The sequence below is a fragment of the Achromobacter aloeverae genome, assembly GCF_004121055.1.
GTDB classification, from domain to species: Bacteria; Pseudomonadota; Gammaproteobacteria; order Burkholderiales; family Burkholderiaceae_B; genus Bordetella_C; species Bordetella_C aloeverae.
The window spans coordinates 535,256-561,438 of sequence record NZ_PYAL01000004.1 but is presented as its reverse complement, the minus strand read 5'-3'; the positions used below and the strand labels follow the sequence as shown (position 1 = coordinate 561,438).

Sequence of the window (26,183 nt, the reverse complement as noted above, 5' to 3'; positions counted from 1 at the left end):
ACAGCGATACAAAACGCCCGGGTCCGGCAAACAGGCGAGATACATGGGGCCGGTCAAATGCGCTTCGTCGGCGCCGCGCAAGGCCCGCGGCCGGCAGGCGCGACACTCGTCCAACCCTTTATCGCAGAGTAGCCACCATGACCACCCAAGTGCTCTATACCGGCAAGACCCACACTACCGGCGGCCGCGACGGCGCGGCCCGCAGCAGCGACGGCAAGCTCGACGTGCAGCTTTCCCCACCGGGCTCCCATGGCGCCGGCACCAATCCCGAGCAACTCTTCGCCGCCGGCTGGTCCGCCTGCTTCATCGGCGCCATGGGCCGGGCTGCCGCCGCCCGGCAGGTGAAGCTGCCCGCCGATACGGCCGTCGATGCCGAAGTCGACCTGGCCAATACCGACGGCGCCTTTTTCCTGCAGGCCCGACTGAACGTCAGCCTGCCGGGCCTGGACCGCGAACTGGCCCAGGCCTTGATCGAGACCGCGCACCAGATCTGCCCGTACTCCAAGGCAACCCGCGACAACATCGGCGTCGAGCTGAATCTCGTCTGACCAGCCATCGCCCCCGGGTCACCGGGAACGATGCCGCGCACGCCATCCGGACAACTGCGATGCCGCCCGTTCCCCCTGGGAAACGGCCGCCTTGGGGGTGCCGCCGCCGGCGATCCGCACGTATCGGTTGATCCCTAAGGCGGGGTTACATCGAACAGGATCTGCGTATACAGTTGATCGACCCCGCAGTTGATCGACCCCGGCGCGATTTCCGCGCGGCCGGGCGCACGACGACGTCACTGATCCTTCCTCGGAGGCGCGCCATGGTTAGCCCGTCAGTCCTCGGCCCAAGCGACAAGGCTGGAACGCAACACTACGATGCCATCATCATCGGCGCGGGCCAGGCCGGTCCCTCGTTGGCCGGACGCCTGAGCGACGCCGGCATGCGGGTGGCGATGATAGAGCGCAAGCAGTTCGGCGGCACCTGCGTCAATACCGGCTGCATGCCCACCAAGACCCTGGTGGCCAGCGCCTACGCCGCCCACCTGGCGCGCCGCGCGGCCGACTACGGCGTGGCGCTGGAGGGACCGGTAGGCGTGGACATCGCGCGCGTCAAGGCACGCGCGGACAAGGTATCCAGCGATGCGCGAACAGGTGTCGAGAACTGGCTGCGCGGGATGGCCAACTGCACGGTCTACCAGGGCCATGCGCGATTCACCGGCCCCCACGACGTGGAAGTCGATGGGCACCGGCTGACGGCCGGGCGGATTTTCATCAACAGCGGCGCCCGCGCCCTCGTTCCCGACCTGCCGGGCGTGGACCGCGTGCGCATCCTGACCAATGTCGGCATGCGTGCCCTTGACGTCCTGCCGCGCCACCTCGTCGTCATCGGCGGCAGCTATATCGGCCTGGAGTTCGCGCAGATGTATCGCCGCTTCGGCAGCGAGGTCACGCTGGTGGAAAGAGGTCCGCGGCTGATCGCGCGCGAGGACGAGGACATTTCCGAAGCGATACGCGGCATCCTGGCGCGCGAGGGCATAGGGATGCGTCTCGACGCGGATGCCATCGCCTTCGCGCCCGCGCCAGGGGCGCAAGGGTCCGGAAGCCAGCAAGGACACCAAGGCGCCGGGCAGCCATTGGCGACCCAGGGGTCTTCGGACGAGATCGACGTATACACCCATGCCGGCCAGGCGCCCGTGCGGGCGACGCACGTGCTGGTCGCCACCGGCCGTCGGCCCAATACCGACGACCTGGGCCTGGATGCCGCCGGCATCGCCACGGACGCGCGCGGCTATATCGAAGTCGACGACAGCCTGTGCACCAGCGTGCCCGGCGTCTGGGCCCTGGGCGACTGCAACGGCCGGGGCGCATTCACGCACACCGCCTACAACGACTACGAAATCGTCGCCGCCAACCTGCTCGATGGCCAGACCCGCCGAGTGAGCGACCGCATTCCCGTCTATGCCCTGTACATCGACCCGCCACTGGGGCGTGTCGGGCTGACCGAGGCGCAGGTCCGGCGCACCGGCAAGCCTGCGCTGGTGGGCGTCCGGCCCATGACGCGTGTCGGCCGGGCGGTGGAAAAAGGCGAGACCCAGGGTTGCATGAAAGTGATCGTCGACGCCGAGAGCCGGCGGCTGCTCGGCGCGGCGATCCTGGGCACGGGTGGCGACGAAGCCGTGCACGGCCTGATCGACACCATGTCCGCCGGCGAGCCGTACACCACCCTGCGGGACACGATGCACATACATCCCACGGTCTCGGAGTTGATTCCCACGGTGCTGGGCGATCTCAAGCCGCTGGCGTGACAGGGCCGAGGCAGTCCGCGGCCGGCCTTGTCCCCGCCCTGCCCCGTCTTGCCCCGTCCTTGCGCCGTCCTTGCCCTGTCCTTGCCCCCGTATTACCCGCGATTTCCAGGAGCCTGCCTTGCCGCTGCCAGCCCCTTCCCGCCTTCCCCGACCTCCCGCACCGCTCTCGCCTCGTCAGCCGCCCGGCGCGCGGTGGCGCCGGCGCCTGGCCGGGGCGGCCCTCCTGGTCGCAACGCTGTGCGCCGCCAGCCTTGCCGCGCCGCCGCGCAATGAAGGCAGCCGTCCCTACGACAAGAGCCATCCCTTCACGGTGCGGTCCGTGGCGACCTTCGACCTGCCGTGGGCCCTCGCCTTCCTGCCCGACGGCCGCATGCTGGTCACGGAGAAGACCGGCCAGCTGTACGTGGTGACCGCGCAAGGCGCGAAGCGGCGGATCGCGGGCGTGCCGGCCGTGACCTATAGCGGCCAGAACGGCCTGCTGGATGTGGCGCTGAGTCCGGCATGGCGCGACGACCAGGCGATCTACCTGACGTACGTCGAGGCAGGCACGGGCGCCAACCTGGCGCTGGCGCGCGCGCGCCTGGACCTGGATGGCGCGGCCCTGCGCGACCTGCGCGTCATCTGGCGCGCAACGCCCGACGGCAACCCGCGCGGCGGCGGCAAGGGCGGACAACCCGGCGGCATCATCGCCTTCTCGCCCGACGGCCGCTATCTGTTCCTGACCTCGGGCGACCGCATGCGCCCGGAGACCGCGCAGGACAACGATCTACCCCTGGGCAAGGTGCTGCGCATGTTCCCGGATGGCGGCACGCCGCCCGACAATCCCTGGGCCGAGGCGGGCGGTGCGCGAGCGCTGATGTGGACCATGGGCCATCGCAATCCCTACGGCCTGGCCTATGCGCCCGATGGTCGCCTGTGGCTGCACGAAATGGGCCCCATGGGCGGCGACAAGCTCAGCGTGGAAGCGCCGGGTAAGAACCATGGATGGCCGGTGGTCTCCTACGGCGACAACTACAACGGCACGCCCATCCCGCGCCCACCCACCCATCCGGAATTCCAGGAACCGGTGTTGTACTGGACGCCGGTCATCGCGCCGGCGGGCATGATCTTCTACCGTGGAGACATGTTCCCCCAATGGCGGGGATCGGCGTTTATCGGCGCCCTGCGCGCGCAGGCCCTGGTGCGCGTGGCCTTCGACGGGCAAGGCGGCGCGCGCGAGGCGAACCGCTGGAACATGGGGGCCCGCATCCGGGCCGTCGCCGAAGGGCCGGACGGCGCCCTGTGGCTGCTGGAGGACAGCAGCGAGGGGCGGCTGCTGCGGCTCACGCCGGCGCAGGAGCAGTGATCGCGCCGCTCGGGGCACGCGGGCAGTGAGCCCGCCTATCGCGCCCGCACGCTCGCCGCCTGCCGGATCGCGGCTATCCGCGTGGCGGCGGCAGGTCGGACACAGGCGAACTCGGCGACACCCGCCCCCCCCCCCCCCGGGGAGACATCGGACCGGCAGGCGGTGGACGCGCCGGCGCGCAGGCACAGGGCGCCCGTACGCCCGTACGCCGGCGCGAATACGGATTTCCTGGCGCAGCGGCATCCCCGGTCGCATGGGAACGAGGCTTGCTCAGTGGCGCCCTTTTGCTGGCGCCATTTTTGCGCGCCGCTGCAGCGGCGGGAATCGCGCGCAGCCTCCGCTGCAGCGGCGCCAGCCCGCCCCTGCAAGGCCCCCCACGCCGCAGTCGCGGCATTCCCCCATTTCACCGCGCATGTTAATTATTCCGTTTCGTTTTCCATTCCGTTTCTCTCGCGGCCCAAGGATGCCCCCCATGACCTCACCCGCCATCGTCCTCCCCACCCGACGCCCGAGCCTGCGCGCACGCATGGCGCGCTCGGCCGGGCGGATGGTCCTGTCGATCGCCGTCCTGGGCGGCGCCCCCCTGCTGGCGCAGGCGGCGGGACCGATGAACGGATTGATGCCGGGAGCCTTGCATGCGACGCCCACGGCGGGCCATGCGGCGGCGTCCTCCGCGAATTCGAACGCGGCGGCGGCGAACGCAACAGGAACGGCCACGGCAACCGCGGGCGCTGCGCCCTCGTCCGCCAGCATCACGCCCGCCGATGCGCAGCGCGCCCTCCAGTTATTGCAGGACGACGCCACGAGGGCGAGGACGATACAGGCGCTCAAGGCCATCGCCGACACCGCGCCCGCCACGCCCGCCACGACCACTACGACCACTACGCCCGCCGCAGGCGCCGCAACGACGGCAACGTCGGCACCCGCGGCCGCTGCGCCCGCGCCGGCCGAGCCCCCGGCCGCCACCATCGTTCCCCTGGAAGCCAATGGCCTGACCGCGCGCATGCTGCGCAGCATCTCCGCCTGGGTGGACGGTATCGGTGCGCAATTGACCGAGGTCCGCGAAGGCATGAGAGCGCTGCCGGGGATGGTGGCCGTCGCCAACCGCAACCTGTCCACGGAGGAAGGCCATCGCCTGCTGCAACACGTGTTGACCGCGCTGCTCGCCGTCTTCGCGATCGGCTTGCTGCTGGAGTGGGCGCTGCAACGCGCGCTGCGCCAGCCGCGCCATGCGCTCGCCCAGTACGCGGACGAGGAGGACGTCATCGAGCGACGCCTGCGGCACGACCAGGAGCGGCAGCGCCTGGAGGCCGAGCGCCAGCGGGAAGAGGCCGCTCGCGTACAGGCGTCCGGCCAGCAGGAGGCCGAAGACGCGAGCTTGCGGTCGGCGCCGCCCGGCGTGGCCCTGGTGCAGACGACGCGCGACGGCATTGCGCGGGTCGAGGCGGTCCCCGTTCCCCTGGACGATGCCGCCGCGCCCCCCGACGCCGCCAGCGTCGAGGATGCCGCAAGGACGGGGCAAGCGCCGGCGGGGGACGCGGCGGCGGATGCGGCAGAAGATGGTAAAGCCGCCCGCAGGCACCCGCCAGGCGAAGACAAGGCCATTGGCACGCCGACGGTCGGCACTGGAAGGGCCGCGGGCGCGTTGCCGGCGCGGGGCGCCGCCACGGTCGGCATCCCGGCCACAGGCAGCGATACGGTGGCGGCGGGCGGCGCCGCGGGCGTCATCGCGAGCGATGCGACGCGGACCCGCGACAAAACCGCGGAACGAGCCAACCGCAACGCCGGTCGCCACTGGCACACCATCCGCCACCTGCCCTACGCCATCGCGTCGCTGGTGCTGGACCTGCTGCCGCTGGCGCTGTTCTTCGTCGCCGCCGGCTTGATGCTGCGCTGGCTGGACGGCGACGATGCGCGCGTCCATGAAGCCGTCAGCGGCTTCATCCACGCCTATGTGACGACCCGCATCAGCATGGCCGTGCTGCGCCTGCTGGTTTCGCCGGTGGGCCACGGCCTGCGCATCCTGCACGTATCCGATACCGTTTCGCACCGCCTGCAGAACGGCCTGCGCCGTATCATCGTGCTGGCGCTGTTCGGCCTTGCGCTTGCCGACGCGGCGCAGGTCCTGGGCGTGGGACCGCAGGCGCGCATGATCCTGCTCAAGGGCATCTCCCTGCTCGTGCACTGCCTGGCGATCGTCCTCATCCTGCGCATGCGCCGTCCGGTCGCGCGCATCCTGGCGGGCACGCCGGGCCAGACCGGACCGCTGGCCCAGGCGCGGTACTGGCTGGCGCATAGCTGGGCCATCATCGCGATCGTGCTGGTGGCCGGCCTCTGGGTGATCTGGGCCCTGGGGGTGGAAGACGGATTTCCCAAGCTGATGCACTTCGTCGTGGTCAGCGGCGGCATCATCATTGCAGGGCGCGTGGCCGCCATGCTCCTGCTGGGCGCGCTGGGCCGCCTGTTCGAACAGCACCAGACGGACGGCGACGGCAAGGACGAAGCGGGCCGCGGGGCGGCCCGGGAGCGGCTGGCCGGCCGCTACTTTCCCATCGTGCGGCGGCTGGTGAGCGTGCTGATCTTCATCGCCACCGTGCTCGTGCTGCTGCAGGCCTGGGGGGCGGACGTATGGGACTGGTTCGCGCGCGGCACGCTGGGCCGCAGCATCGCGTCGGCGCTGGCGACCATCGTGGCATCCATCATCATCGCCATCCTGGTCTGGGAAGCCGTGCTCTACAGCATCGAACGGCGCCTGCAACGCTGGAAGGACCAAGGCGACCTGCTACGCGCGGCGCGGCTGCGCACCCTGGTGCCGATGCTGCGCACGCTGCTGATGATCGCCGTCTTGCTGGTGGTCGGCCTGACCGCCTTGAACGAGATCGGCATCAACACCACGCCGCTGCTGGCCGGCGCCAGCATCATCGGCGTGGCCGTGGGCTTCGGTTCGCAAAAACTCGTGCAGGACTTCATCACCGGAATTTTCCTGTTGATGGAAAATGCGATGCAGGTGGGGGACTGGGTGACCGTCGCCGGCGTATCGGGCAGCGTGGAATACCTGTCCATCCGTACCGTACGGCTGCGAGGCGGCGATGGCTCGCTCTATATCGTGCCGTTCAGTTCCGTATCGACGGTCAACAACACCAACCGCGGGCTGGGCAATGCCGCCGTGCGCGTGAGCGTGGCCTACGACACCGACGTCGAGCAAGTGATCGCGGAGCTGAAGAAGCTGGGCGCGGAAATGCGCGAGGACCCGATCTACCGCAACGTCATCCTCAACGACATCGAAGTCTGGGGCGTGGACGCGGTGGACGGCTCCATGGTCACCGTGGCAGGCCAGATCCGTTGCAAGGACTCCGGCCGCTGGGGCGTGCAGCGGGAAATGAACCGGCGCATCCTCGACCGCTTCCGCGAGCTGGGCATCGCCATCGCGAACCCGCGCGCCAGCTTGCTGTTGACCGCGGATGAGGCCCCGGCGGAGACGCCTGGCCCGGCCGGGTCGCCGCCCCGCGCCGAATCCGGCAAGGCGCCGGAAACGCGGGGTTGAAGGCGCGCCGCGCGCGTGGCGCCCGCCACGCGCAAACCGGCGGGCAGCAATAATCCGCCGGTCCGGGACGCGGGGCTGCCTACTTGGCGACGCCGCAGATGATGCGCGCCCCGCCCCCGCCCAGCTTCTCGGGATGATCGCTGTGATTGTCGCCGCCGGCGTGGATCATCAGCGCATGCCCGCCGAGATCCGCCAGTTTCAAGCGCGGCGCCAGGACGGGGTAGGTCGCCTTGCCATCGGCGCCGACGTACAGGGCCGGCAGGTCGCCCTTGTGGCCGCTGTCGTCATAGGGCCCCTTGTGGGCGCCCGTCTTGTCCGGGTCCCAGTGACCGCCCGCCGCGCCGCCCGGGGCCGGCTTCCCGTCCACCGGCCCCACGCCGCAGGCCGGATTGGCGTGGACATGGAAGCCATGCACGCCCGGCGGCAGGCCATGCAGGTCCGGCGTGAGCAGGAGACCGTACTTGTTCTGCTCGGCCTTGATGGTGCCCGCCGAGCCTTGCACGCCGTTGGCGTCGACGAAGGACATCTGCACGGTAGTGGTCTGCGCCGTGGCGGCGCCGGCCACGGAGACGCCCATGAGGGCGACGAATAAGGGGACGCTCAAAGGGACGCTAAAAGGGACTCTCATCGTGACGCTCCTTTCCTGGTCGGAAGTTGACAGCACTGAACCCTAACCTGCCGGGATACACGATACCAGGAGAAAATTCCCGCTTCCCATTTTTCGGCAAGATACTGCCCGCGCGAGCGGCTCCAGGCGGGGCATTCCTAGGCCATGACGCTTACGTGCGCGGAAACCACGCGCCAGCCTTCGTCCGTGCGTATCCACGTCTGCGTCTGCCGGCCGATACGGTCGGACCCGACACGCCGGAATTCGATATGCGTGGTGGCCATGTCGTCGCCGTAGGTGACGATGTGGGTGCGCAGGACCGTACGGTCCAGGCCGGCCGGCGACCGGCCGGCGCGGAAGTCCCGGATGGCGTCGTATCCGTAGAGGTTCTCGCCGGCGCCATACCGCAAGGTCAGCGGAGAATTCCAGAAGAGCTCGTCCAGGACGGCGACATCGTTGCCGACCAGGGCTTTTTCATAGCGTGCGAACTGCTCGGTGACGGCGGCCACGACGGCCGGTTTATTGACTTCCAGCATGGGGACAAGACTCCTGGCTCAGGATGACGGGAAGCGCAAGTTAGAGCACCGCTCCCTGTTTGCGCAAGGCGGCGATGGTCTGCGCCGACAAACCGGCGCGCGCCAGCACCTGGTCGGTGTGCTGGCCGAAGGTCGGCGCGGCATAGGGGGTGGCGCAAGGCGTGCGGCCATACTTGATCGGCTTTTGCAGGCCGCGATAGCGCCCCACCACCGGATGCTCGAAGTCGGCGATCAGGTCCTCGGACCGGACCTGTTCGAAATCGAACATGTCCTCCACGGCGCGCGCCGCGGCGCAAGGCACCTCCTCGCCGAACAGCGCCTCCCACTCCAGGGCGCTGCGGGCCGCCAGGGCTTCGTGCAGGCGCGGCACGATTTCGTCGCGATGCTGGGCACGCTTGCGCACGCTGTCATAGCGCTCGTTCGCGGCCAGCGCCTGCAGGCCGGTCTTCTCGCACAAGGCTTGCCAGAAATGCGGCGTGTTGGCGGAGATGTAGAGATACCCGTCCCGCGTCGGATGCAGCCCCGTGATGCCGCCCGAGCGCATGTCGCGCCCCACGTCGCGCGGCTCGTCCTCGGCCCAGATCAGGCGCGCCGATTGCAGGGCCATCGCGCTGCGCAACAGCGAAACGCCCACATACTGGCCCTCGCCGCTGCGCTCGCGTTCATACAGGGCCGACGCCACGCTGCTCGCCACCATGGCCGCCGCGTAGTAGTCCACGATGGAGCCGTAGAGGATTTCCGGCGGCCCTTCGCTCTTGCCTTGCAAGGTGCACATGCCCGTCAAGGTCTGCAGCACCTGGTCGTAGCCGGCCTTTTCCTTCAACGGTCCGGTCTCGCCATAACCCGTCACGGCACAGTAGATCAGGCGCGGGTTGATGGCGCGCAACTGCTCATAGCCGATGCCCAGGCGGTCGGGCACGCTGGGACGGAAGTTGTGCACCAGCACGTCGGCCTGGCGCACCAGGTCCCGCAGCACTTCGCGCGCGGCCTCCTGCTTGAGGTCCAGGGCCAGCCCTTGCTTGCTGCGGTTCACGCCGAGAAAGGCGCGGCTTTCCGTGGTCAGGGTGGACGGATACTTGCGCAGGTTATCGCCCGCGGGCGGCTCGATCTTGATGACTTCGGCGCCCTGGTCGGCCAGCAGCGTGCAGCCGTACGGACCGGCGATGTAGGCGCTGAGATCCAGCACGCGAACGCCGGCCAGCGGGCCGCCGGCCACCGTGGGCAGGGAGACGGGAGGGGTAGACGTCATGACGGACTTCCTGAATGAATGATGCGGTACGAATTCGACGGATGACGGGTACGGGCGACGGCGCCAGGCTGCCTTCAGCCCGCGAGCAGGCCCAGGCGACGCGCCAGGTCGACGATGGCCTCGGCGCGACGCACGAAGGGACCGTCTATCATCTTGCCGTCGACGACATAGGCGCCTACGCCCCGCGCCCGTGCATCGGCGGCGGCCTCCACCACGCGGCGGGCATGGGCGATTTCCTCGTCGCTGGGACGGAAGGCCTGGTTGGCCAGGGCCACCTGCGAAGGATGGATGCAGCTCTTGCCCAGGAAGCCCAGGCGGCGCGCCATGGCCGCCTCGGCCAGATACCCGTCCTGGTCCTTGATGTCGGCGAACGCGGTGTCGTAGGCGAACACGCCCGCCTCGCCGGCGGCCAGTCGCAACTGGAACATGGCCAGGCGCACGGCCTCGGCATCGCGGCGCACGATGTTCAGCGGCTCGAACAGGTCTCCCAGGCCCAACTGCAGGCCGGCGACGCGCTCATGGGCGCCCGCCAGGTCGGCCGCCAGGCGCAGGCCGCGCGGGGACTCGATATTGAGCAAGAGGCGCACGGGTTCGACGACGCCGTTGGCGCGCTCGGCCTTGATCACCGCGTCGGCGGCGGCGACCACCTGTTCCACGCTGTCGACCTTGGGCACGTTGAGCAGGGCCAGGCCGGGTCGAACCACGGCTTGCACGTCGGCGTGGAAATGCGGGGTGTCCTGGGCGTTGACGCGCGCGATCAACACCTTGCCGCTGGCGATCGCCACATCCGACGACAGCAACTGGCCCAGCGCCTGGCGCGCCTCGTCCTTGCGGCTCTCGGACACGGAATCCTCCAGGTCGAAGGACAGGCCGTCCGCATCGCCGGCCAAGGCCTTGGGGAACAGTTCCGGCCGCGAGCCGGGCACGAACAACTTGCTGCGCATCAACATATCTGGGTCTCCTTCCCTGGCGGCGCCCCGGCGCTCCTGCTGAGCTTCCGGATGGGCCCCACCCGGTCCAGCGAGCATCTTACCGGCTCGCCTTTGGTGATATAAAGCGATGTTTCCTAATACGCCAGGTGAGAAATTCCAATGAAGCTGTCTGCCTTCCGCACCCTGAACGCGGTGCTGCGCGGGGGAAGTTTCGCGGCGGCCGCCGCCGACATGAACCTGTCCCCCAGCGCCATCAGCCTGCAGATGAAGCAGATGGAGGAATATTTCGGCCAGCCCTTGTTCGACCGCTCGGCGCTGCAAGTACGGCCGAATGCCTTCGCGGCGGAAATCGACAGCGTGTTGCAGGACGCCTTCACCCGCCTGGAAGCCCTGCGTCGACGCAGCTCACCGGTCGTGGAAGGCCGCGTGCGGCTGGGCACGATAGAGCCGCTACAGGTGAGCCTGCTGCCGCGCCTGCTGCGCCAGGCCCGCCAGCGCTACCCGCAGCTGGACGTGCGGCCGGTGCGCGGACGCGGGGTGGACCTGGTGGATCAATTGAAAAGCGGCGAACTCGATGCCGCCATCATCGTGCGGCCGGAAAGCGGCGGCTCCAGCCGCTTGAGCTGGACCCCGCTGTTCCGGGAAAAGCTGGTGCTCATCGCGCCGCCCGAATCGACGGAGACCGATATCGCGGAGCTTTTCCGCCAGTACGAATGGGTGCGTTTCGACAAGTCCACCATCGGTGGCCGCACCGCGGCCCGGTATGTGGCCGAGCATGCCCCCCACGCGCGCAGCCGCATCGACATGCCTTCGCTCGCGGCCCTGACGGCGCTGGTTTCCGAGGGACTGGGCGTGTCCATCCTGCCAGAGCCCGGCGAGCACCTGTACGCCGCGCATCCGGTCCGGGTGATCCAGCTGGGCCGCAACCCGCCCTATCGCCAGATCGCCTATGCCTGCCGCGCCACGGACCAGGACAACCGCCTGGTGCAGGCGGCGCTGGATTGCGCCCGCCCCGGGCCGGGCCCGGGGCAATAGCAGGCACTCGTCGGCAATAGCCGGCATCACCGGCATCAACCGGCATCACACGCATCAACCGGCATCAACCGGCACCGCCCGCACCAACCCGCACTAGACGGCACAACGAGGCCGGCGGCCTGGCTGGCTGGCGCCCTACAGGATGTCGTCCAGCAGGTCCGGGCCGAACACTTCCCGGTGCACGCGGCCGGCGGGCACGCCCGCCTCCAGCAAGGCCGCGCGCTGGGTTTGCATGAAAGGCAGCGGACCACACAGGTAATAATCCGCATCGGCCGGCGCCTGCTTGCCCAGCAGGCCGGGCAAGGCCATGCGGCCGGCATGCGTGGTGGCGCCGTCGACGGGCACCCCGTCATCGGCGGGCAGCGACTCCAGGAAATAATGCGCGGTCAGCGCCGGCATCCGCTGGCCGGCATCGGCGACGTCGTCCACGTGCGCCAGGCGGGCACGGTCGCGCGCCGCATGCGCGAACAGCACCGGACGCTCGGGATTGCGCCGCGCCATCGTGTTCAGGACAGAGATCATGGGCGTGATGCCCACGCCTGCCGACAGCAGCACGATGGGCGACTTGCCGTCCAGGGCGGGGGCAAAGTCCCCGTAAGGCCGGCTGACCATCAGCACATCGCCCACCTTGGCGTTGTCGTGCAGCCAGTTCGAGACCACGCCGGCGGGCGCGCCCTCCTCGGCTTCGCGCTTGACGGAAATGCGCCAGCTCGCGCCATTGGGCGCGTCGGACAGGCTGTACTGCCGCTGCTGGAACACGCCGGGACGCAACTCGACCACCACCGACACGTACTGGCCCGGCAGGAAATCCGGCAAGGCCGTGCCGTCCACCGGGGCCAGGGTCAGGGAGACGATTTCGCTGCCCTGCGCACGGCGCTCGGTGACGCGCAGCGGCAGGCGATGGTCCGGCCCGGCATTGCTGCGTTCGTACAGCCGCCCTTCCGCCGCGATCAGTTCGGCGGCCAGCAACCAATAGGCTTCGTCCCAGGCCGCGATCAGGTCCGGCGTGGCGGCGTCGCCCAGCACCTGCTTGATGGCGCCGAGCAGGTGCCGGCCGACGATGGTGTAATGCGACGGCTTGATGCCCACCGCCGCATGCTTGTGCACGATGCGGTCAAGCACGGGCGCCAGCACGTCCGCCCGATCGTAATTGGCGGCGTAGGCGAATACCGCCGAGGCCAGCGATTGCTGCTGCGCGCCGCTGGCCTGGTTACCCATGTTGAACAGATTGGTCAGGTCCGGGCGGTCGGCGAACATATTGCTGTAGAACGTCTTGGTGATCGTCAGGCCATGTTCGCGCAGCACGGGAACACTGGCGTCGATATAGGGCCGGGACTTCTGCGACAACATGGTGAACTCCTAAAGATATATTCTAAATACAACTTTAAAGACGGACCGGATCGGAACGGTCCGCCACCGGCGCCCTGGCGAGCTGGCCAGGAGGCCACGATACGAGACGAGAGGGGACGATACGGGACAGCGTCGTCATTCTATTTAAGTTGCATATTCAATGCAACTTAAAGGCCATTATCCCGTATCCACGTGCTAGACTTTTGACGCACATCAAGCCTGCCTTTATTCAAATTACCGGCGCGGACTTCGCCCGGTCACGCCATCCACTCTACGCGCCCATGCCATGCGACTTACCGATTACACGGACTACAGCCTGCGCGCGCTGATCTACGTGGCATCGCATCCCGACGAATCCGTCACCATCCAGCATATCGCCGATGCCTACGGCATTCCGCGCAACCACCTGATCAAGATCGTGCAGAAACTGGGGCAGGCGGGTTTCCTGCGAACGACGCGCGGCCGCGCCGGCGGCCTGCGGCTGGGGCGGCCGGCCGGAGAAATCCTGATCGGCGACGTGGTCAGGACCACGGAAAGCGACTTCGCCATGGTCGAGTGCTTCCACGACGACAACCGCTGCGTCATCACCCGCGCGTGCGTGCTCAAGGGCCTGCTGCAACGCGCGCTGCAAGCCTGGTTCGCCGTGCTGGACGGCGTCACGCTGCACGACCTGGTCGACAAGCCGGCCACGTTGAACCGCGCGTTCGCGCAGGCCCTCGCGCTGAACGATGTGCGAGATACCTTGCGCAAGGCGGCAGCGCCCGCGAAAGCGCTGACGCCGCCCGGCAAGGGCGGCGCACGGCGTCAGGCCGGGACCTGAATCCTGGTCAGCGGCACATGCTGCTGGCAGCCATATACATCCCGGTCCTGCAGGTCGCCCGAGCTGACGGGCCGCTTGATGGTGATCTTGAAAGCGCGCGCCGCGTCGAACGGCGTGCAGACCAGCACCTGCGCCGGCGCGATGGAAAACGCCCGCGCCACGCTCTCGACGTTGATCACGCCGCTCTTCTTTACATGCAGGTAGGGGGCGTCGGCATCGAACATGATGTCGAAGGTGAGTTCGAACGGCCCCGAATTCTTGCTGCGGATGACCTTGGCATAGGCCGTCATCGGCTGGGTCTTGCTGGAGGTCGTTTCAGCCATGGTCAGTTCCGGATGGTCTCGTAGTGGATGGGGAAACACTCGGTGGCGTCGGCCACCGGCATCAGGTGATAGACGGAAAAGCGATAGGCCGGTCCCACCGGCACGCCGAACGGGGAGAAGGGATAGGCCATGTTGCCCGCCGTTGTCAGGATGCCCGGATAGTCCGCGTGTTGCAGCACGCCGCGCGTGAACATGGCGACCGCCGTGGCAGTGTCCTGGTCCGGCGCCACGGCGTCGATGACCAGGCCGATCTCCTTGGGCACGTGGTCCAGGTCCGGCTCCAAGGCGCCCATCACGCCGTTCTTGCCGTACTGGCGGAACAGCAGGCTGATGCGATTCTCCCGCAGGCCGAAGCGTTCCTCGGCGCGTTCGCGCGCGTGCTCCAGCACGTGATCCAGCTGCTCTATCATCACGGCGTCGCGGATGCCGACCATCACGATGCTGCGATAGCCCAGTTGTTCGGCGCCCTCCAGCTTGACCCGGTAGTTGCTGTCGTGGATGTAGCGGCTGCCGCGCACCTGCACGATGCGCGGGTCGACCTGTTCGAACGTTGCATGCGTCAAGTCGTTGATGCCGCCCGGGCCCGCCTGCAAAAAGGGATCGCTGCGCTCGTAGAGCGAATGGCCCGCCACCGACACCGTGGTGCACCGGCTGTCCGGATTGCCGGGCTCCACCTCGAAATGGTCCTCGCGCACGCGGCCGATCATGGGTTCGCCCAGGTCGTAGGGCACCGCCGACAGGCCTGCGCATTCCAGGATCTTGCCGCAATGCAGCGACAGGCCGGGATCGAAGCCGCGCAGCACCGGCATGGCGGCGAAGACGGCGTCGTCGCACGCGCGGCCGGCGATGATGACTTCGGCGCCCGCGTCCAGCGCGCGCATGAAGGGCTCCATGCCCATCTGCGCCACGATGGGGCCCGCGGCGTCGACCATGCTCGCGGTCAGGCCGCTATCCGGGCCCAGGGCCTCCAGCGGGCCGAAGCGAGCGATCTTTTCCTTCAGGTAGCCCTTGTCGATTTCAGCGCCGATGATCGCCAGCTTGAACGACAGCTTCTGTTCCGCCGCCACTTCGCGGACCATGCGTATCATCAGCTCCAGCGTGGCGTTCGAACCGTTGGTGATGGCCGAGCCGATCAACAGCGGAATCCTGGCCGCGCGCGCGGCGGCCAGCATCACCGCCAGGTCGCGCCGGTAGGCCGACAACGGCAGGAAGGCCTTGTCGGCGCCGTGGTAGTAAGGCCCCATGTCGGTGGATCCCGCGTCCTGCCCGATGAAGTCGGGATTGGCCTGCATGGCGCGCTTGAACGACGCCAGGTTGTAGCCACTGCCCATCGAACCCGATGGCGCCACGCCGGTTACTTGTTTCATCTTCCTTCCTGCTTGAGGTGAGTTGATCTTGCCAGGTCGACGCATTGCCCTTGTCGCCGACGGGAATGTGGGAATGTGCCCTGCCCAGTGTGTCCCGATGAGTGCGTCCTTATGCGTGCGCCCTGATGCGTGCGTCCCGATAGATGCGTCCCGATGGATGCGTCCTAACGGGTGGATGCCAGGTCGACGGTCCTGGCCAGGTCGGTCCAGCGCCGGGCATCGGCGGCCATCATGGCCTGGAACGCCGCCACCGAGCCCCCCTTGGTCTCCATGTTGTTATCCGCCATGATCTTCTTGAAGTCGGGGTTCGCCAGGATGCCCGCGACGATGGTCGACAGCTTGCCGATGCGATCGGCGGGCGTGCCCTTGGGCGCCATCAAGCCTATCCATACCGAGGCCTGCACGTCGGGGTAGCCCAGCTCCGCGAAAGTGGGCACATCGGGCAGGCTTGCCAGCCGCTGCGTGGCGGCCACCGCCAGCGGGCGCACCATCCCGGATTGCGTGAGCGGCTTGGCCGACCCCACGAAGGTGAACAGCAGCGGCACCTGCCCGCCGGCCAGGTCCTGCAAGGCCGGCGCGGCGCCGCGATACGGCACGTGCGTGAAGCGAACGCCCATTTTCTGCGCCAGCAGCTCAAGCGCCAGATGGGAAATGCTGCCCGTGCCGGTGGACGCGAACTGCAATGGCTCCTGGCCATTCCTGGCGGCCGCGGCCACGTCGGCGAAGGTCTTGTACGGCGACTTGGCGCCGGCATAGAGCACCGCCGTCTGGTCCACCAGGTGCACGATGGGCACCAGGTCGGTCTGCGGATCGTAGGACATGTCCTTGTAGACCAGGGGTGCGATGGTTACCTGGCCATTGCTGGCGAGCAGCAGGGTATTGCCGTCGGCGGCCGCCTTGGCCACCTTGTTGGCGCCGATCAGGCCGCCGGCGCCGCCGACGTTCTCGATGATCATGCTCTGGCCGGTGGCTTTCTCGAACATCTGCGCCAGCGGCCGTCCGACGGCGTCTAGCGAGCCGCCGGGCGGATAAGGGGTGATCAGCGTGATCGGCCGGTCCGGAAACGTTGCCGCCGCCCGGGACGGCATCGGCGCGCTCAACAGCGCTCCCGCGATGGCAACGATACCGACGATGGCCGCGATGGCCCCCGGCCGCGGCCGGATATGCGTGGATGCGAGTTTCATGACCTGACCCCTTGTCTGATTGCGGACGCCTTCGCGGGCGGCCCGTCCGCCTTGAGCCGGCGGTTGCAAAAAATTCTAGGGAGAGGCTCGCGGAAAGTCGTATTCCGTTATGGAAAAAATCCATAACATGACGTTAAGAGCCCCGTGGACACTGGGCTCGCGGGCAGGCACCCCGCGCCTGCGGGTTTACGCTCAGGCCGCTACCAGCAGGGGATGCCGCAGCGCTTGCACTTCGTCGACGAAGGCCTGCACCACGGCCGACAGGGGCTCGTGGCGCGCGTAGCCCAGGCGCACCTGCAGGTCTATGGTGGGCGTCAGCTCGCGCACATGCAGGCCGGGCCACGCGCCACCCATCTGCGCCAGTTCGTCGACCAGCGCGATGCCCAGGCCCTGCTGCACCATGGCGCAGGCCACGTGGGTCTGCATGACCTCCGCCACCCAGCGCGGCGCGATGCGCGCGCCGTCGTAAAGGCGGCCGATGGCATGGGCCAGCGGCGTTTCGGCCCCGTAGCCGATGATGCGCTCGTTCTTCAGGTCCGCGACGCGCAGGCGCTTGCGCTCGGCCAGTTTGTGATCGGGCGGCAGTACCGCCACCACCCGGTTGCGGAAAAGCTTGTGGACCTGGATGCGAGGATGCTGGACAGGGACCATCGCCACCAGCACGTCGGCGCGCTGGGTCAGCACGGAGTCGATGAGGGCATCCGCCAGCATGCCGTCCAGGGTGACGCGCACGTCGGGGAAACGACGCGAAAACGCCGCGATGGCCATGGGCATCAAGGCATACGCCAGGCTGGGGCTGCAAGCCACCCGCAGCACGCCATCGGCCTGGTTGGCCATGTCGCCGGCCAGGCCGTTGATGCGCTGCACGCCCTGGTACAGCACCTCGACCTCGCTGAACAGCTTGTGCGCCTCGGGCGTCGGATGCAGGCGGCCACGCAGGCGCTGGAACAGGGCGAAGCCCAGGCGCGATTCGGTGTAGGAAATCAGCCGGCTGACGGCCGGCTGCGAGACATGCAGGAGTTGCGCGGCGCCGCTGACCGAACCGGCCAGCATGACGGCGCGAAAGACTTCGATCTGACGCAGATTCATCGTGACCCCGCGACGCCGTGCCGGCGCCGCTTGCCCCGGCCGTCCGTCCCGCCGGTCCGACGCGCCGGCCCCCCCGGCGCCGGATGAGTTCACCACGGGTGGCGGCGGACTGTCACTACTCGGATTCCCGGGGCGCAAGTAAAATCCTCGCACCGTCATGCAAGTGATTCTTGTTCCCCTCTTGTTCCGCACCAGTACCCATGCGCATCCTGATCATCGAAGACGACCCCGACATCCTCGGCAACATGGCCCATCACCTGGAGTCCCGTGGATATATCGTCGACTGCGCGAGCGACGGGATGCGCGGGTACCGCCTGGCCGAGCAGGACAACTTCGACCTGATCGTGCTGGACCTGATGCTGCCGCGCCTGGACGGCTACGACCTGTGCCGCAAGTTGCGCAAGGAGGCGGAGCTGGACACGCCCATCATCATGGTCACCGCCCGCGACACCCTGGATGATCGCCTGCATGGCTTCGACGCGGGGGCCGACGACTACCTGGTCAAGCCCTTCGCGCTGGCCGAACTGTCGGCGCGCATCAAGGCCCTGCTGCATCGTGCGCGCGGCGGCATGCAACACCGCGTCCTGCGCGTCGGCGACCTGGAACTGGACCTGGACACCCGGCGCCTGAGCCGCGCCGGCGAGGCCCTGCGGCTGCCGCCCGCGCCGCTGCAACTTCTGACCCTGCTGATGCGCGCGAGCCCGGCGGTCGTGCACCGGGCGCGGCTGGAGGAAGCGCTGTGGCGCGATTCGCCGCCGGACAGCGACAGCCTGCGCACGCACATCCACCAGATCCGCCAGGTCATCGACAAGCCCTACCCCGAGCCGCTGCTGCATACCGTCCACGGGATCGGCTACCAGATGCGGAGCACGGATGCCCGGTGAGCGTCGTCCGGCGCGCGCCCTGGCGCGGCATCTCTTTCTCACGTACCTGTTGCTGACCCTGGTGGCGACCGGCGCCATCGCCCTGCTCTCATTGTGGACCGTCGGCACGCTGGAAACCCACTTGCAGCGCATCGACATGGGCATGGCCGTGGAGCGCGTGCGCACGGAATACCTGGCGGGGGAGGATGTCGGGCGGCAAGACCGCTTCTTCCACGGCGAGCCGGGTGGTATCGCGTTTCCCGAATGGCTGCGGCACCTTCCGCCGGGTTTCCACAAGATCGAACGGGGCGGTCGCGTCTGGCACGTCATGGCCAGCGACCAGGACGGCGTGCGCTATATGCTGCTGCGCGACTACACCGACTATGAACAGGGCCTGCGCCGTTCGCACTGGCTGACGGTGGGCGCCGTGGCCGCCAGCCTGCTGCTGGCCTTCCTGCTCGGCACGCTGGCCACGCGCCGCGTGCTGCGGCCGCTGGCCCGCCTGGCCACGCAAATGAGCGGCCGGGCAGGCCTGCCGCCGCGCACGCGCCTGGCGCCGGATTATCCGCGCGACGAGGTGGGCCAGCTGGCGGCCGCTTTCGACGATACCTACAACCAGCTCGAACAGGCGCTGGAGCGGGAACAGCTTTTCACCGCCGATGTCAGCCATGAGTTGCGCACGCCGCTGATGGTGGTGTCCAGTTCCAGCGAGGTGCTGCTGGAAGGCGTCAACCTGGAAACCGGCCAGATCGCGCAATTGCGCCGCATCCAGGCCGCCGCCCACGATATGCGCCAGCACCTGGACGCCTATCTGATGCTGGCGCGCGGCCGCGCCGACGCCAGCGGTTTTCCGCGGGCCACGGTGCTTACGGTGGCCCGGGAGCAGGTCGCGCAATGGCACGCGCGGGCGCGGCGGCTGGACGTGGCGCTCTACTGCGAAGACATCGATGGTGTCGAAGGTGTCGGTGGTATCGAAGGTATCGAAGGCGTCAAGGACGCCGAAGCCCTTGATGCTGCCGGCGCCGTCGCTCTCGCACCCCGCCAGGCGAGCGCCCTGCCCGCCTATCCCGCGCCCTTGCTGCGTATCGTGTTATCCAATCTGATCCGCAACGCCTTGCAGCACGCCACCGGCGCGCGCCGCGTGACGGTGCGTGCCGGCCGCGACAGCATGGAGGTCCGCGACGACGGCGCGGGCATTCCGGCCGACAAGCAGGAAAGCGCGTTCGCGCCTTTCTTCCAAGGCCATAAGGGCGGCGCGGAGAACCTGGGCCTGGGCCTGTCCCTGGTCCAGCGCATCTGCCATCACCAGCACTGGCGCGTGACGCTGCACTCCATGCCCGGCCAGGGCAGCCGCTTCCATGTGGACCTGCGCCGGCAGTCGGACGCCGACTGAACGCACGAGACTGAGCGCACGAGACTGAACGCACGAGACTGAGCGGACGACATGGGGGGCCGGCGTCCACGCCGGCCTTGCCGTCCCCGGCGGCAGCGCGGGAATGCCTCCCGCGCGTGGCCGGCGGCTTGCGGGGCTCAGCGGCCCTGCCGCGCCTTCTGGTTGGACACGTAGATGTTCTCGCGCACGGGCGGTTCGCCGTTTTCCAGGATCGCCAGCCATTCGTCGGTGCTGAGCACCGCGGCGAAGGACGACTGCAGCACCACCGTGAAGACACGATGGATTTCCTCCGCCGTGGCGGCGCCCGCGCGGTTTTCGTAAGGCAGCGAACCGCTGGCGTCGTTCAGGAATTCCAGCGCCAGGCCGGCATGCCGGGCGTGCTTGATGGTGGAGTCGTCGCAGTTGTGCGTCATGTAGCCGACGATGGTCAGCGTATCGATGCCTTCCTTTTCGATCCATGCGCCCAATTCCGTACCGGCGAAGGCGCTGGCCATGGCCTTCTCCACCAACAGCGCGCGCGGCCGGCCCGCGATGGACGGATGCAGTTCGGCGCCGGCCGAACCGCGCGCGAAGATCGGCGACTGGGCAGGCGCCAGGTGTTGCACGATCACCACCGGAATGCCATGCGCCTCGGCGGCATCGACGGCGCGGTTGATGTTGGCCAGGGAAACGCCCGGATCCGGATACTCGATAGGCAGGTTGCCGGTGAAATACTCGTTCTGAACGTCGATGACGATAAGCGCGCGGCGAGGAGCAGGCATGGAAAACTCCGTAAGGTGAGGCAAGCAGTGTAAGGCTTGCGCGCCGGGACGCGGACGGGGATAGGGCCCAACCTCATGCGATGGGACTTCCCTATTTCGCGGGTCGGGAAGACCCCGCCGCCGCCGGCGCTGGTTATGATCGCGGCAAGTGGATCCTGCCCTCGACGCCACGCCTGCCCGCGACATCCCCGTGAATATCCTGCTCACCTCCGCGCTCTACGCCGTGACCGCGCTGGCCGAAATTGTCGGCTGCTACCTGCCCTGGCTCGTGCTCAAGCAAGGCCGCAGCCCGCTGCTGCTGTTTCCCGCCGCCCTGTCGCTGGCCTTGTTCGCGTGGCTGCTGACCTTGCATCCCAGCGCCGCGGGGCGGACCTATGCCGCCTACGGCGGCATGTATATCGCCATCGCCCTGGTCTGGCTGCGCGTCGTCGACGGCGTGGCGCTTACCCGCTGGGACATCGGCGGCGCGGCCATTGCCCTGGCGGGCATGGCGGTGATTGCCTTCCAGCCGTCCACCTGAATGGACCCCGGCCTGGATCGCCCCGGCCTGGATCAGCCCTGCCGGGGCGGCGCCGGCAACAGGCGATAGGCGATGCCAGCCAGCACCAGCAGCGCGGCGATGCTGCCCATCACCGGTCCGAACGGCTCCAGCCCCCACGCCTGGGCGTGCGTGGCGACCCACCCCGTGAACCACTGCATGGCGGCCACGCCCAGGAACATGGCCATGGTGAAGAGCGCCATCGCGCGGCCGGTGATGGCCGCCGGATAAGACGAACGCACGTCCGCGTACTGCAGGATGGCGAAACCCGAAAAGAAACCGATCGCCAGCGCGGCCAGGACATCGCCCCATGCGCCGAATTCGAAGGCGACGGCGGCGAACAGCGCGGCGAAGACGAATGCGCACCGCACCAGCCAGCGCCGCCGGCGCACGGGCCCGGGATCGAAACGGCCGAACACCATGGGGCCCGCCATGGCGGTCAACGACAAGGCCAGGGCCACGTTGCCGCTCTGCACCAGGGAAAATCCGTGGCGGCTGATCAACATCGGCCCCAGCCACAAGCCGCGCAGGGTGATGAAGGCGGCGTAGCAGAAGAAGCTCAATGTGACGATGCCCCAGGTGTGCGGCATCCGCAGCAGCGACCCGAAGCGCATCAGCGCCTCGCGCACCGATTCGCGCGGTCCGCCGGCGGTGCCCGGATTGCTCGCCAGGCGCTCCTCATGCACGCTGCGCCATACCCACAGCCAGGCCAGCAGCGACATGCCCGCCAGCACCCAGAAGCCCATGCGCCAGCCGCTTTTCTCGATCAGCCAGGCCAGCGGCGTCCCGGTGAACAGCATGCCCATGACGCCGATGGCCATGGCGATGCCGGACACCGCGGCGAATTTCTGCACGGGAAAGTAGCGGGCGATGAAGACCGTCGCGGCCAGGAAGGCCGGCGCGCAGCCCACGCCGATCAACGCCTGCCCCGCCACCAGCGCGCCATACCCGGGCGCCATTGCCGACAACAACGCGCCGATGATGGTCAGGGGCGCCGCCGCCAGTATCGTGCGGCGCACGCCCCACAGGTCTATGCCTATGCCCATGAACAACTGCATGGCGCCGAACATGAAATGGAAGCTGCCCGCGAAGGTTCCCAGCTGCTGCGGGGACAGGCCCATGTCCTGCGCCAGGGGCGGCGCCGTGATGGCGGCCACCGTGCGGTAGGCGTTGCTGAGGGCGAATCCGGAAGCCAGGGCGAACAGCATGGCCCAGGCTTGGGAAAGATGCGACTTCTTCGAGGTGGCGGTGGCGGACATGCTGCGGCAGTGGGAGGCGTGGCGGGGATTATACGTAGCCTGGAAACGCAGGCGAGGAAACGGAAGCAGGACGGGCAGGAACGGATATGAGACAAGCGAATGAAAAGAAGCCGCGAAAATTCCAGGCATGAAACTTGCCCTCGGCCAGTCCTCCCCTGAACGTACGCAGAGGCGCCATTGCAAAATCGCGGCATGCTCGACAAGAGGGTTCTATTGGAAACCGTTCCCGAGGCGTGCCATCGTCGGAGAGTGCGCGCCATCGCAGCCAGAGGGGATACCGTCTTGATAGACCGGTTTGATTTCATTCCCGACTACGGGGAAATGTCCCGCCGCATCCGGGACTTCGATTGGGACGCCACCCCTTTGGGCGGTCCCGAAAAATGGTCGCAAAGCCTGCGATCGGCGCTCAGTCTCTGCATCAGCTCCCGCTTTCCCGTCATCCTGTGGTTCGGCCCCGACTTCCGGGTGCTCTATAACGACGCCTACATTCCCTTCCTGGGCGCGGGCAAGCACCCGCATGCCCTGGGGTCGGCCGGCGCCGATTGCTGGCGCGAGATATGGCCCACCATAGGCCCCATGCTGGAAGGGGTCTATCGCACGGGCATGGCTACGTGGACGGAAAGCGGCCAGTTCTTCTTCGACCGGGACCTGACCCGCGAGGAAGTCTTCGTCACATTCACCTATGGCCCCATCCTGGCGGCGGACGGCAAGACGGTGGAAGGCAGTTTCTGCCCCTGCACGGAGACCACCGGCCAGGTCGTCAGCGCGCGGCGCCTGGAGACCTTGCGCGAACTTGGCGCCCTGCCGCTGGAAACGCGCAATGTGCAGGCCGCTTGCGGCAACGTCGCGGACGTGCTGGCCCGGAACCGCCTCGACCTGCCCTTTGCCCTCATCTACCGGCGCACCGGCGACGGAGGGGCCGATGAGCTGCTGGCGGCGACAGGCGTGGACGACGTATCCGCCCGGCAAGCCTCCGCATGGCCCCTGGACGACGTGGCGCGCACGGGCCGGCCGCTGAACGTCGACTTGGGCGAGCGCGGCCTGGCGCTATCGGGCGGCGCCTGGCCGGAAGCGGCGACCCACGCCCGGGTCGTTCCCTTGCAATGGTCCGGCGATGGCACGGTGTCCGGCACGATGGTGCTGGGCGCGAGCCCGCGCCGCCCCTTGAACGAGGACTACCGGACCTTCCTCGACCTGGTGGCGAAACATACCAGCACGGCGATCTCCAATGCGGTCGCCTACGAACAGGAAAGCCGGCGGGCGCAGGCGCTGGCGGAACTGGACCAGGCCAAGACAACCTTTTTCTCGAACGTCAGCCACGAATTCCGCACGCCGCTCACGCTGCTCCTGGGTCCGCTGGAGGACGCCTTGGCGCAGCCCGGCGCGCCCTGGCCCGCCGAGCGGACCGAAATGATGCACCGCAATGCCTTGCGCCTGCAGAAGATGGTCAACGGCCTGCTGGATTTCGCCCGCATCGAGGCGGGGCGCATGCAGGCCAGCTACGAGCCCGTGGACCTGGCCGCGGCCACCCGCGACCTGGCCAGCGTTTTCCGGTCCGCGATCGAAAAAGCCGGCCTGCGCCTGAACGTGGCGTGCCCACCGATAGGCGGGCCGGTCTACGTCGACCGCGACATGTATGAAAAGATGGTGCTGAACCTGCTGTCCAACGCCTTGAAATTCACGCTGCGGGGAGAGATCACGGTCCGGTTGCGGGAGACGGATGGCGAGGTGGAGCTGTCGGTGGAGGACACCGGCATCGGCATTGCGGCGGACCAACTGCCGCGTATCTTCGAACGCTTCCACCGGATCGAAGGCGCGGGCGGGCGCACGCAGGAAGGCTCCGGCATCGGGCTGGCCCTGGTGCGGGAGCTCGCGCGGCTGCATGGCGGACGCGCCGTCGCGCAAAGCACGGAAGGAAAGGGAAGCCGGTTCACCGTCAGTTTTCCCAAGGGCAAGGACCATCTGCCGGCCGACCGCATCGGCGCGACGCAAGCGCTTGCGTCGACGGCCTTGACCGCCAGGCACTATGTCGAGGAATCGCTGCTCTGGCAGTCCGTATGGGAGCCCGCTCGGGAGCCCGCTCGGCAGCCTGCTCGGCAGCCCCCGAGAGAACCCGACCTCGCACCTCCGCAAGCCCTTGCGGCCAACCCGCCCTCGACGCGCGCCCGCGTGCTGCTGGCCGACGACAATGCCGACATGCGGGACTACGTCGCGCGCCTCTTGTCGCCACACTATGACGTCGAAGCCGTCGGCGACGGCGAAGCCGCGCTGGCCTGCGCGCGCCGCCGGCGGCCGGACCTGGTCCTTTCCGACGTCATGATGCCGCGCCTGGACGGCTTCGGCCTCCTGCGGGCCCTGCGCGCGGACAGCCACACCCAGGACATTCCCATCATCCTGCTGTCGGCCCGGGCCGGCGAGGAAGCGCGGGTGGACGGCATGCACCATGGGGCCGACGACTATCTGATCAAGCCGTTCTCGGCTCGCGAACTGCGCGCCTATGTCGACGCCCACCTGAAGCTGGCGCGCATGCGCGCGCAAGCCACCGCGGCGCTGCGGGAAACCGACCGTCGCAAGGACGAGTTCCTGGCCACGCTGGCCCACGAGCTGCGCAACCCGCTGGCCCCGATCCGCAACGGGCTGGGCATGCTGCAGCGGGCGGGCGACGGCGGCCCGGCGGCCACTCGCATTCACGGCATGATGGACAGGCAGGTCAAGCATCTCGTCCGCCTGGTCGACGACCTGCTGGAGGTGTCCCGCATCACGGGCGGCAAGGTGGTGCTGCGCAGGGAAGCACTGGACCTTGCCGAGGTCCTGCGCAATGCCGTCGAGACCAGCCGCCCGATGATAGACGCGGGCGGCCATCGCCTGCACATCGCGCTGCCCCCGTCCCCCCTGCCCCTGGAAGCCGACCCGGTGCGGCTCGCCCAGGTCTTCGCCAACCTGTTGAACAACGCCGCCAAGTACACCGAACCCGGCGGCGAGATCCACCTGTGCGCGCGCCACGACGGCAACACCGCCCTCGTTTCGGTGCGCGACACGGGCATGGGCATCCCGCCCGCCATGCTGCCCAAGGTCTTCGACCTGTTTACCCAGGTCGAGCGTACCTACGACCGCGCCCAGGGCGGACTGGGTATCGGCCTGACACTGGTGCGCAGCCTGGTGATCATGCACGGCGGCCAGGTCGAGGCACGCAGCGATGGCCCGGGCCGCGGCAGTGAATTCATAGTGAGACTCCCCATGAGCCAGATACTTCCCGTCGCCCAGGACACGCGTAGCGATGACCTGTCCGCCACGACCGCGGCGCTCGGCCGCATCCTGGTGGTTGACGACAATCACGACGCCGGCGACAGCCTGGGCGCGCTGTTGGAGGTCATCGGCGCGGAAGTGCACGTCTGCCGCGACGGGCCGACGGCGCTGTCCATGCTGAAGACTTTTCGGCCTCACGTCATCCTGCTCGATATCGGCATGCCCGTCATGGATGGCCATGAGCTGGCCCGCCGCGTGCGCGAAGATGCCCGCAACGACGGCATCACGCTGATCGCCCTGAGCGGCTGGGGGCAGACGGAAGACCGGCGCAACTCCAAGAACGCCGGCATCGACCACCACCTGGTCAAGCCGGTCGACATCGACGCCCTGGAGCAGTTGCTCACCAGCTTGCGGGACAAGAAGCAGGCCGCCTGAACAGGGACCTG

General features: G+C 68.3%; 21 protein-coding genes. 10 read left to right on the top strand and 11 right to left on the bottom strand.

The genetic code is table 11. The features are described from left to right. The first annotated feature begins 137 nt into the window (after positions 1 to 137). The 4 genes from C7R54_RS16580 to C7R54_RS16565 all read left to right on the top strand — a co-directional run bounded on the left by C7R54_RS16580 (position 138) and on the right by C7R54_RS16565 (position 7,185). The gene (locus C7R54_RS16580) at positions 138 to 548 is read left to right on the top strand and encodes an organic hydroperoxide resistance protein (RefSeq protein ID WP_129151524.1); all 411 of its coding nucleotides are present in this window, start codon (positions 138 to 140) and stop codon (positions 546 to 548) included. A gap of 263 nt (positions 549 to 811) precedes the next feature. Further along, positions 812 to 2,296 carry an FAD-containing oxidoreductase gene (locus tag C7R54_RS16575; protein ID WP_129151523.1) on the top strand — a complete coding sequence of 495 codons (1,485 nt, stop codon included), beginning with the start codon at positions 812 to 814 and terminating at the stop codon, positions 2,294 to 2,296. A 118-nt stretch (positions 2,297 to 2,414) separates the two neighbouring features. Continuing rightward, entirely contained in the window at positions 2,415 to 3,641 is a 1,227-nt protein-coding gene (locus C7R54_RS16570; protein WP_204524347.1) for a PQQ-dependent sugar dehydrogenase, read from the top strand. A gap of 472 nt (positions 3,642 to 4,113) precedes the next feature. Then, positions 4,114 to 7,185 carry a mechanosensitive ion channel domain-containing protein gene (locus C7R54_RS16565; protein WP_204524346.1) on the top strand — a complete coding sequence of 1,024 codons (3,072 nt, stop codon included), beginning with the start codon at positions 4,114 to 4,116 and terminating at the stop codon, positions 7,183 to 7,185. A gap of 79 nt (positions 7,186 to 7,264) precedes the next feature. Here C7R54_RS16565 and sodC read toward each other — a convergent pair whose 3' ends face one another. The 4 genes from sodC to C7R54_RS16545 form a co-directional block, all read right to left on the bottom strand. Beyond that, positions 7,265 to 7,762 (bottom strand): superoxide dismutase [Cu-Zn] SodC, encoded by a 498-nt coding sequence (sodC, locus tag C7R54_RS16560; protein ID WP_240039568.1) that lies wholly within the window; start codon positions 7,760 to 7,762, stop codon positions 7,265 to 7,267. A gap of 188 nt (positions 7,763 to 7,950) precedes the next feature. Continuing rightward, positions 7,951 to 8,328: an oxalurate catabolism protein HpxZ gene (gene hpxZ / locus C7R54_RS16555; protein WP_377813855.1), complete on the bottom strand. Its 378-nt coding sequence runs from the start codon at positions 8,326 to 8,328 to the stop codon at positions 7,951 to 7,953. Positions 8,329 to 8,368: 40 nt separating this feature from the next. Then, positions 8,369 to 9,577, bottom strand: coding sequence for a CaiB/BaiF CoA transferase family protein (locus C7R54_RS16550; RefSeq protein ID WP_129151521.1), 1,209 nt, complete (start codon positions 9,575 to 9,577; stop codon positions 8,369 to 8,371). A 74-nt stretch (positions 9,578 to 9,651) separates the two neighbouring features. Continuing rightward, positions 9,652 to 10,521, bottom strand: coding sequence for an HpcH/HpaI aldolase/citrate lyase family protein (locus C7R54_RS16545; RefSeq protein ID WP_129151597.1), 870 nt, complete (start codon positions 10,519 to 10,521; stop codon positions 9,652 to 9,654). Between the two features lie 147 nt (positions 10,522 to 10,668). Here C7R54_RS16545 and C7R54_RS16540 point away from each other — a divergent pair, with 147 nt between their 5' ends. Beyond that, on the top strand, positions 10,669 to 11,544 hold the full coding sequence (locus tag C7R54_RS16540; RefSeq protein ID WP_129151520.1) for a LysR family transcriptional regulator: 876 nt from the start codon (positions 10,669 to 10,671) through the stop codon (positions 11,542 to 11,544). A 135-nt stretch (positions 11,545 to 11,679) separates the two neighbouring features. Here C7R54_RS16540 and C7R54_RS16535 read toward each other — a convergent pair whose 3' ends face one another. Continuing rightward, positions 11,680 to 12,894 carry a globin domain-containing protein gene (locus C7R54_RS16535; RefSeq protein WP_129151519.1) on the bottom strand — a complete coding sequence of 405 codons (1,215 nt, stop codon included), beginning with the start codon at positions 12,892 to 12,894 and terminating at the stop codon, positions 11,680 to 11,682. 286 nt (positions 12,895 to 13,180) lie between these two features. Here C7R54_RS16535 and C7R54_RS16530 point away from each other — a divergent pair, with 286 nt between their 5' ends. Beyond that, positions 13,181 to 13,714 carry an RrF2 family transcriptional regulator gene (locus tag C7R54_RS16530; protein WP_129151518.1) on the top strand — a complete coding sequence of 178 codons (534 nt, stop codon included), beginning with the start codon at positions 13,181 to 13,183 and terminating at the stop codon, positions 13,712 to 13,714. Here the strand turns inward: C7R54_RS16530 and C7R54_RS16525 are convergent. From C7R54_RS16525 to C7R54_RS16510, 4 genes are all read right to left on the bottom strand, one after another. Further along, the gene (locus C7R54_RS16525) at positions 13,699 to 14,037 is read right to left on the bottom strand and encodes a DUF4387 domain-containing protein (protein ID WP_240039557.1); all 339 of its coding nucleotides are present in this window, start codon (positions 14,035 to 14,037) and stop codon (positions 13,699 to 13,701) included. The genes C7R54_RS16530 and C7R54_RS16525 overlap by 16 nt on opposite strands. Positions 14,038 to 14,039: 2 nt before the next feature. After that, a complete protein-coding gene (locus C7R54_RS16520) occupies positions 14,040 to 15,404 on the bottom strand; it encodes an acyclic terpene utilization AtuA family protein (RefSeq protein WP_158021227.1) in 1,365 nt (454 codons plus the stop codon). Positions 15,405 to 15,568: 164 nt separating this feature from the next. Next, positions 15,569 to 16,588: a Bug family tripartite tricarboxylate transporter substrate binding protein gene (locus C7R54_RS16515; protein WP_129151516.1), complete on the bottom strand. Its 1,020-nt coding sequence runs from the start codon at positions 16,586 to 16,588 to the stop codon at positions 15,569 to 15,571. 192 nt (positions 16,589 to 16,780) lie between these two features. After that, positions 16,781 to 17,677 carry a LysR substrate-binding domain-containing protein gene (locus C7R54_RS16510; protein ID WP_129151515.1) on the bottom strand — a complete coding sequence of 299 codons (897 nt, stop codon included), beginning with the start codon at positions 17,675 to 17,677 and terminating at the stop codon, positions 16,781 to 16,783. Positions 17,678 to 17,877: 200 nt separating this feature from the next. Here C7R54_RS16510 and C7R54_RS16505 point away from each other — a divergent pair, with 200 nt between their 5' ends. Continuing rightward, positions 17,878 to 18,561, top strand: a complete 684-nt coding sequence (locus C7R54_RS16505; RefSeq protein WP_129151514.1) for a response regulator transcription factor — start codon at positions 17,878 to 17,880, stop codon at positions 18,559 to 18,561. Beyond that, positions 18,551 to 19,933 (top strand): sensor histidine kinase, encoded by a 1,383-nt coding sequence (locus C7R54_RS16500; RefSeq protein ID WP_129151513.1) that lies wholly within the window; start codon positions 18,551 to 18,553, stop codon positions 19,931 to 19,933. Before C7R54_RS16505 ends, C7R54_RS16500 begins: the two co-directional genes overlap by 11 nt. A gap of 137 nt (positions 19,934 to 20,070) precedes the next feature. Here C7R54_RS16500 and C7R54_RS16495 read toward each other — a convergent pair whose 3' ends face one another. After that, positions 20,071 to 20,694 (bottom strand): cysteine hydrolase family protein, encoded by a 624-nt coding sequence (locus C7R54_RS16495; RefSeq protein WP_129151512.1) that lies wholly within the window; start codon positions 20,692 to 20,694, stop codon positions 20,071 to 20,073. Between the two features lie 190 nt (positions 20,695 to 20,884). Between C7R54_RS16495 and C7R54_RS16490 the strand changes: the two genes are divergently transcribed. Further along, positions 20,885 to 21,214, top strand: coding sequence for a YnfA family protein (locus tag C7R54_RS16490; RefSeq protein WP_129151595.1), 330 nt, complete (start codon positions 20,885 to 20,887; stop codon positions 21,212 to 21,214). 32 nt (positions 21,215 to 21,246) lie between these two features. Here C7R54_RS16490 and C7R54_RS16485 read toward each other — a convergent pair whose 3' ends face one another. Then, a complete protein-coding gene (locus C7R54_RS16485; RefSeq protein WP_240039556.1) occupies positions 21,247 to 22,491 on the bottom strand; it encodes an MFS transporter in 1,245 nt (414 codons plus the stop codon). 282 nt (positions 22,492 to 22,773) lie between these two features. On the opposite strand from C7R54_RS16485, the gene C7R54_RS16480 reads away from it, so the two are divergent. After that, positions 22,774 to 26,172, top strand: coding sequence for an ATP-binding protein (locus tag C7R54_RS16480; RefSeq protein ID WP_338026187.1), 3,399 nt, complete (start codon positions 22,774 to 22,776; stop codon positions 26,170 to 26,172). Positions 26,173 to 26,183: the final 11 nt, after the last annotated feature.

Coding starts and splice junctions, on each gene's coding strand:
- hpxZ (WP_377813855.1), bottom strand. CDS start 8,328: ATGCTGGAAGTCAATAAACCGGCCGTCGTGGCCGCCGTCACCGAGCAG.
- C7R54_RS16520 (WP_158021227.1), bottom strand. CDS start 15,404: ATGAAACAAGTAACCGGCGTGGCGCCATCGGGTTCGATGGGCAGTGGC.
- C7R54_RS16495 (WP_129151512.1), bottom strand. CDS start 20,694: ATGCCTGCTCCTCGCCGCGCGCTTATCGTCATCGACGTTCAGAACGAG.
- C7R54_RS16485 (WP_240039556.1), bottom strand. CDS start 22,491: ATGTCCGCCACCGCCACCTCGAAGAAGTCGCATCTTTCCCAAGCCTGG.
- C7R54_RS16535 (WP_129151519.1), bottom strand. CDS start 12,894: ATGTTGTCGCAGAAGTCCCGGCCCTATATCGACGCCAGTGTTCCCGTG.
- sodC (WP_240039568.1), bottom strand. CDS start 7,762: ATGGGCGTCTCCGTGGCCGGCGCCGCCACGGCGCAGACCACTACCGTG.
- C7R54_RS16550 (WP_129151521.1), bottom strand. CDS start 9,577: ATGACGTCTACCCCTCCCGTCTCCCTGCCCACGGTGGCCGGCGGCCCG.
- C7R54_RS16515 (WP_129151516.1), bottom strand. CDS start 16,588: ATGAAACTCGCATCCACGCATATCCGGCCGCGGCCGGGGGCCATCGCG.
- C7R54_RS16540 (WP_129151520.1), top strand. CDS start 10,669: ATGAAGCTGTCTGCCTTCCGCACCCTGAACGCGGTGCTGCGCGGGGGA.
- C7R54_RS16575 (WP_129151523.1), top strand. CDS start 812: ATGGTTAGCCCGTCAGTCCTCGGCCCAAGCGACAAGGCTGGAACGCAA.
- C7R54_RS16525 (WP_240039557.1), bottom strand. CDS start 14,037: ATGGCTGAAACGACCTCCAGCAAGACCCAGCCGATGACGGCCTATGCC.
- C7R54_RS16545 (WP_129151597.1), bottom strand. CDS start 10,521: ATGCGCAGCAAGTTGTTCGTGCCCGGCTCGCGGCCGGAACTGTTCCCC.
- C7R54_RS16565 (WP_204524346.1), top strand. CDS start 4,114: ATGACCTCACCCGCCATCGTCCTCCCCACCCGACGCCCGAGCCTGCGC.
- C7R54_RS16510 (WP_129151515.1), bottom strand. CDS start 17,677: ATGAATCTGCGTCAGATCGAAGTCTTTCGCGCCGTCATGCTGGCCGGT.
- C7R54_RS16505 (WP_129151514.1), top strand. CDS start 17,878: ATGCGCATCCTGATCATCGAAGACGACCCCGACATCCTCGGCAACATG.
- C7R54_RS16530 (WP_129151518.1), top strand. CDS start 13,181: ATGCGACTTACCGATTACACGGACTACAGCCTGCGCGCGCTGATCTAC.
- C7R54_RS16500 (WP_129151513.1), top strand. CDS start 18,551: ATGCCCGGTGAGCGTCGTCCGGCGCGCGCCCTGGCGCGGCATCTCTTT.
- C7R54_RS16580 (WP_129151524.1), top strand. CDS start 138: ATGACCACCCAAGTGCTCTATACCGGCAAGACCCACACTACCGGCGGC.